Below are 5,808 nucleotides of genomic sequence, written 5' to 3'. Positions count from 1 at the left end.
CATTGATTAGATGAAACAGGGTCTCGTCGGCGACCCCTTGATCGACATCCTCAATCAGAACCGGACGGTTTCCGATCCGGGAAATGTCGCCGGCGCTTCCATCAACCACATATGCGACAGTCGCCGCCGCCCAGGCGCGCGCCAGATGACTCTTGCCGGAGCCTTGCGGCCCCACGATCGCAAGGCAACCACCGATCCAGTTGGGCCATGACTCTATCGCATTTGCGGCCCGTCTATTCGAGGCCCCGCGAGCGAACTCATCCAGCGACGCGAGCCGCTCGCTCTGGAGCTTCAGACGAAGCTGGCGCACCATCTTTCCTGCCCGGGTTCTGGGTTGACGGTCAGGGTTTAGTCGCCGGGGCCGCGCTGCGCCACTGTTCCGCGCCCAACATTCGAGAACCCTGCCGTCTCTGCCTTGAGTTCCCGCGCCGCGGCCAGGGCCCAACCGCCTGGCCGGAGCAGTTCGATGGGTGAGAAGCGAACCTTGTAGTCCATCTTCTCGGAGCCACGCACCCAGTAGCCGAGGTAGACATAGGGTTGGTTCGATGCGCCAGCCTGGACGATGTGATCCAGAATCATGAGTGAGCCGAGACTGCGCCGAGGTAAGGCCGGGTCATAGTAGCTGTACACCAGCGACAGACCGTCACTCATCTGATCCACAAGCGCGCAGGCGACCAGATCGCCGGGGCCGCCATCCTTCGCCGGAACCCGATACTCGATGACGTGGGTCCGAACCGCAGTGTCCTCGACCATGGCGACGTAATCCGGCCAGGTCATTTCCGCCATGCCGCCATCCGCGTGACGCGCAGTCAGATAGCGACGAAGCAGGTCGAACTGCTCAATGGTCGCTTCGGCCTCCACGATGTTTCGATCGAGATCCGAATTTCGGGTCAGGGTTTTCCGCTCGGACCGGGAAAAAGAATAGTCCGCCACCGGAATTCGCGCCGATACGCATGCCGAACAGGCCTCGCACGCCGGGCGATAGGCGATGTTCTGCGACCGGCGGAATCCAACCTGGGTCAGGCTGTCATTGACGACCGCGCCTTCCGAGAGCGGCAGGTGGGCGAAAACCTTTCGCTCGAAGCGGTCAGGCAGATAGGGGCACGCCGAAGGGGCAGTCAGGAAAAATCGTATCTGCCGGGTCGGAAAATGTTGCGTCACTGAGCCGTTGTCGCTTTCGAAGCTGGTCCCCGGACGCGATTAGGCGTCATGGCGTGCGTATTCGCAAGACCTGCCTATAGTCCCGGGTTCGCCGGAAGTACCGGCGCTTCACGCAAGAGCACGATGGCGATCCGACGGTTTCCGGCCAGTGCGGGGTCGTCCGGATAGAGCGGTTCGGAGCCGGCCTTGCCCGAAACCTGGTAAACCCGGTCGGCGTCCACCCCGGCGCCTTGGAGCACCTTGCGGGATGAATCGGCTCGGGTCGCCGAAAGCTGCCAATCCGTTTCGGGCTTGTCCCCCGCCATGGTGGCGCTTGTATGCCCGTAAATGCTGATCCGGTTTGGCAGCTGATTGATGACTTTGGAGATCGCCCGCAGGAGAATTTTTGCGCGATCGTTGGGCTGGCTGGCGCCCTGATTGAACATCGAGCGTCCTTCCTGGTCCACCAGCTGGATGCGAAGCCCCTCGGGCGTCTCGTCGATAATGATGTTCTTTGATAGCTCCGCCAGCTCCGGCATGTCCTGCAGCGCCTGACGCAGGGACTGCGCGGCTGAAGCAAATGCGGCTTGCTCGCGTTGCTTTTCGGCCTCGGCCTCGGCTTCGGCTGCGGTCTGGGCCTTCGCGCCATCCTTGCTGTCGCCGTCATTGGGGTTGCGCGACGAAGGGGCCATTTCCTGAACAAGGTCACTGCTGCCGGCGCTCCTGGAGCCGTCCTTGCCGGGCGCCGTGCCGCCAAGGATCCCACCGGCGCCTGATTGACTCTGCGACACACTTGCCGGGGCAAAGTAATCGGCGACGCCGCGCTTCTGTTCTGGCGAAGTGGTGTTGATCAGCCACATCAACAGGAAGAACGCCATCATCGCGGTTACGAAGTCGGCATAGGCCACCTTCCAGGCGCCACCGTGGTGGCCATGACCGCCACCTTTCTTGACCTTCTTGATGACGATTGGCCGGTCGCCCGACATGGTTCACCCGCATTAACGCTGTTTGCGAAGTCAAATTGCTTGGTCCGCGTTAAGATGGCGTTTCGGTCGGGGGGTGCTGCGAATGTTAATTCTTAAGACGGCTCGCCTTCTGCTGCGCGAGGCGGTGGACGACGATGCGCCATTTGTCCTGGCGTTGCTGAACTCGGCCGGGTTCATCGCCAACATCGGCGATCGCGGGGTGCGAACGGAGGCGGAAGCAAGAACCTATATCGCCGAACGGATTCACGGCAGCTATCGCGAGCATGGGTTCGGAATGTGGGTCGTCGAGCCTCTGGAGGACGGCGCGGCTATGGGTCTGGCTGGACTGGTCAAACGTGACGGGCTGGATGTGCCCGACGTGGGTTACGCGTTCCTTCCCCATGCGTGGGGGCAGGGCTTTGCACAGGAGGCCGCCGCAGGTGTGCTCGGCCTTGCGCGGACGACCCTCGGCATTCCGACAGTGGCGGCGATCACGACGCCGGAGAATGAAGCTTCGATGGCGGTTCTCCGGAAGATCGGCTTCGTTTACCAGGGCATGATCCAATTGCCTGGACATGTTGGCGAGAGCACGCATTTCATCCATCACAACGAGGAACGCGAACCTGATGCGAACCCTGACCATCGAAACCAACGGCTTCCGCTTCGCGGTCGATGAAGCTGGCGACGGTGATCACCTCGCGCTCTGCCTGCACGGCTTCCCGGAGAGTCGGTTTTCCTGGCGTCATCAAATGCCAGTGCTCGCAGCGTTGGGCTATCGCGTCTGGGCGCCGGACCTGCGGGGCTATGGCGAAACCGAACCCAAGCCCAGAGCGGTGGCGGCCTACTGCGTCGACCGGCTGATGGAAGATGTTGCAGCCCTGATCGACGCCAGCGGCGCGAAGAAGGTCACCCTGATTGGCCATGACTGGGGCGCCGGCCTCGCCTGGACCTTCGCGACCAACAAGGTTCGTCCGCTGGAGCGCCTGGTGATCATGAATGTGCCCCACCCAGGGGTCATGCGGGCCCATCTCGGGCGGTCATGGTCCCAGCTCAAGAAGAGCTGGTACATGGTCTTCTTCCAGATCCCCGGTCTGCCGGAATGGCTTACGACGGCGAAGGACGCCCGCGCGGTGCGCCAGGCGTTCCATGGCATGGCCGTCGACAAGACCCACTTTGGCCCCGACGTTCTGGATCGATACGCCCGTGACGCGCAGCGACCGGGTGCCATGACCGGAATGATCAACTGGTATCGCGCCGCCATGCGCGTGCCCGGCAAAATGGCAGGGCCCTGGCCGGTGATCGAAACACCGACCCTGATCGTATGGGGTGAGGAAGACGCGGCGCTGGGAATCGAGTTGCTGGACGGAACTGACGCCTATGTCCGGGATCTGACCATCAAGCGCTTGCCGGGGGTTTCGCATTGGGTGCAGCAGGAAGCGCCCGAGAAGGTCAATGCCATCCTCAAGGATTGGCTTCCGGCGGGTTGAGCGGCTTGTTTGGCGTGGGATGACTAAACACCCGAAGCATAAAGATTATTGAGGCCTTAACCAAAACAGCGCGAACATGACATATCGTTTCAGGAATCGCCGTGTTAGCTCGCCTCCGCCCCTACATTTCCACCGCCGCCCTGGCGCTGCTGATCTTCTACTTCGGCGTGCACGCGTTCACGGGTGAGGGCGGGCTGCTGCGTTCCAATCTGCGCGATGCGACCCTGGTGGCGAAGAATCAGGAACTCGCAAGGCTGGCGGTCGAACGCCACGACCTGGAGGTACGTGCCCAACTTCTCCGCGACACCAGCCTTTCCGCCGATCTACTGGAGGAGAGAGCCAGCTCAATCCTAGGCTTCGCTGATCCAAGGGACTATGTAATCCGTATGCTGCCTTGAGATCGGTTCGCCGGTCCCATAGGTGACACTGAACACGGGGTGAGGCATGGCGCGCGGGCAGACGATGGCGGCTCACAAGGGGCCAGCACGGCCCAAGTCCGGCGCTAAGCCCGCCGGAACAGTGGCGCCGGCCGGGCCCACCCGGGACGAACTGCTCGCCTACTACCGTGACATGCTCCTGATCCGACGCTTCGAGGAGCGGGCCGGACAACTTTATGGCATGGGTCTGATCGGCGGCTTCTGTCATCTCTACATCGGGCAGGAAGCCATCGCGGTCGGCGTACAGGCGGCCAAGCGGCCGGGCGACCAGATGATCACCGGCTATCGCGACCACGGCCACATGCTGGTCTGCGGCATGGACCCCAGGGAGGTCATGGCCGAGCTTACCGGGCGCTCCGGCGGGTCGTCCCGTGGCAAGGGCGGCTCGATGCACATGTTCTCGACCGAGGCGGCATTCTACGGCGGCCATGGCATCGTGGGTGCGCAGGTCAGCCTGGGCACCGGCCTGGCCCTGGCCAACGCCTATCGCGGCGACGGAAAGGTGAGCTGGGCCTTCTACGGCGACGGCGCCGCCAACCAGGGCCAGGTCTATGAGAGCTTCAACATGGCCCAGGTCTGGAAGCTGCCCATCGTCTATGTGATCGAGAACAACGAATACGCCATGGGCACGGCCATCGACCGGTCCTCGTCCGAGACCAGGCTGCACAAGCGCGGCGTCTCGTTCAATATCCCGGGCGAGGAAGTCGACGGCATGGATGTGACCGCTGTGAAGACGGCCGCCCTGCGAGCCGCCGAGCACTGCCGGACAGGCAAGGGCCCATATCTGCTGGAAATGAAGACCTACCGCTATCGCGGCCACTCCATGAGCGATCCGGCCAAATACCGGACACGGGAGGAGGTCGAAGAGGTGCGCAAGACCCGCGATCCCATTGAACACGTGGAAGATCTGCTGGAGAAGCACGGCTGGGCCGATGAAGCTGCGCTGAAGGCGATCGACGCCGAGGTCAAGCGTATCGTCGCCGACGCCGCCGAGTTCGCGCGCACCTCGCCCGAGCCGGACCCATCCGAGCTTTACACCGACGTCTACACGGAGGCCTGAGGCGTGACCGACATCCTGATGCCGGCCCTCTCGCCCACGATGGAAGAGGGCACTCTGGCGAAATGGCACGTGAAGGTGGGGGACAAGGTCTCTTCCGGAGACGTGATCGCCGAGATCGAGACTGACAAGGCCACCATGGAGGTCGAGGCGGTCGACGAGGGCGTGATCGAGGCGCTTCTCGTGGCTGAAGGGACCGAGGAGGTGAAGGTCAACACGGTGATCGCGCGGCTGGCCGGCGAGGGCGGGGCGGCCCAGGCCTCCGCGCCGCAACCGGAACCGCTACCGGAGCCTCAGGCGGCAGACCCCAATCCGCAGCCGGCGTCGCGCGCAGAAGCCAAGGGCGATCCCGTGCGAGCCGCTGCCGCATCATCAGCAGCGCCGGCGGTCATGCTGCGTGATCCGGAACTTCCCGAAGGCGTGTCGCTGGTGAAGGTGACGGTCCGCGACGCCCTGCGCGACGCCATGGCCGAGGAGATGCGCCGCGATCCGGACGTGTTCCTGATGGGCGAGGAAGTCGCCCAGTACCAGGGCGCTTACAAGGTCTCGCGCGGGCTGCTGGACGAGTTTGGCTCCAGGCGGGTGATCGACACCCCAATCACCGAGCACGGCTTCGCCGGTCTTGGCGTCGGCGCAGCCATGGCCGGGCTAAAGCCGATCGTCGAGTTCATGACGATCAATATCGCCAAGCAAGCCATTGATCATATTATTAATTCTGCAGC

Annotated in this window: 7 protein-coding genes and 1 pseudogene; 5 read left to right on the top strand and 3 right to left on the bottom strand. The window is 63.2% G+C overall.

Features of this window, described 5'->3' with window-relative positions; genetic code table 11:
- The 3 genes and pseudogenes from ACIQ42_RS15255 to ACIQ42_RS15245 all read right to left on the bottom strand — a co-directional run.
- Positions 1-313 (bottom strand): annotated as a pseudogene (locus ACIQ42_RS15255) (chromosomal replication initiator DnaA); the annotation flags it as partial.
- A 35-nt stretch (positions 314-348) separates the two neighbouring features.
- A complete protein-coding gene (locus ACIQ42_RS15250; protein WP_397423105.1) occupies positions 349-1,161 on the bottom strand; it encodes an arginyltransferase in 813 nt (270 codons plus the stop codon).
- A gap of 74 nt (positions 1,162-1,235) precedes the next feature.
- A complete protein-coding gene (locus ACIQ42_RS15245; RefSeq protein WP_397423104.1) occupies positions 1,236-2,126 on the bottom strand; it encodes a flagellar motor protein MotB in 891 nt (296 codons plus the stop codon).
- An 82-nt stretch (positions 2,127-2,208) separates the two neighbouring features.
- Between ACIQ42_RS15245 and ACIQ42_RS15240 the strand changes: the two genes are divergently transcribed.
- The 5 genes from ACIQ42_RS15240 to ACIQ42_RS15220 form a co-directional block, all read left to right on the top strand.
- Entirely contained in the window at positions 2,209-2,781 is a 573-nt protein-coding gene (locus ACIQ42_RS15240; RefSeq protein WP_397423103.1) for a GNAT family N-acetyltransferase, read from the top strand.
- Positions 2,732-3,592, top strand: coding sequence for an alpha/beta fold hydrolase (locus tag ACIQ42_RS15235; RefSeq protein ID WP_397423102.1), 861 nt, complete (start codon positions 2,732-2,734; stop codon positions 3,590-3,592). The genes ACIQ42_RS15240 and ACIQ42_RS15235 overlap by 50 nt, the downstream gene beginning before the upstream one ends.
- Before the next feature lie 101 nt (positions 3,593-3,693).
- Positions 3,694-3,990 (top strand): septum formation initiator family protein, encoded by a 297-nt coding sequence (locus ACIQ42_RS15230; RefSeq protein WP_397423101.1) that lies wholly within the window; start codon positions 3,694-3,696, stop codon positions 3,988-3,990.
- Between the two features lie 46 nt (positions 3,991-4,036).
- Positions 4,037-5,089: a pyruvate dehydrogenase (acetyl-transferring) E1 component subunit alpha gene (pdhA, locus tag ACIQ42_RS15225; protein WP_397423100.1), complete on the top strand. Its 1,053-nt coding sequence runs from the start codon at positions 4,037-4,039 to the stop codon at positions 5,087-5,089.
- Between the two features lie 3 nt (positions 5,090-5,092).
- Positions 5,093-5,808 (top strand): biotin/lipoyl-containing protein (locus ACIQ42_RS15220; protein WP_397423099.1); only part of this gene is annotated, 716 nt, incomplete at its 3' end.

The organism is Phenylobacterium sp., from assembly GCF_044372605.1.
GTDB lineage: Bacteria > Pseudomonadota > Alphaproteobacteria > Caulobacterales > Caulobacteraceae > Phenylobacterium.
The sequence above is the reverse complement of the archived record's forward strand: the minus strand, read 5'-3'. Positions and strand labels throughout refer to the sequence as shown.

What these genes read in the sequence shown, in the direction of transcription:
- pdhA (WP_397423100.1), top strand. Translation starts at nt 4,037, where the DNA reads ATGGCGCGCGGGCAGACGATGGCGGCTCACAAGGGGCCAGCACGGCCC.
- ACIQ42_RS15235 (WP_397423102.1), top strand. Translation starts at nt 2,732, where the DNA reads ATGCGAACCCTGACCATCGAAACCAACGGCTTCCGCTTCGCGGTCGAT.
- ACIQ42_RS15245 (WP_397423104.1), bottom strand. Translation starts at nt 2,126, where the DNA reads ATGTCGGGCGACCGGCCAATCGTCATCAAGAAGGTCAAGAAAGGTGGC.
- ACIQ42_RS15240 (WP_397423103.1), top strand. Translation starts at nt 2,209, where the DNA reads ATGTTAATTCTTAAGACGGCTCGCCTTCTGCTGCGCGAGGCGGTGGAC.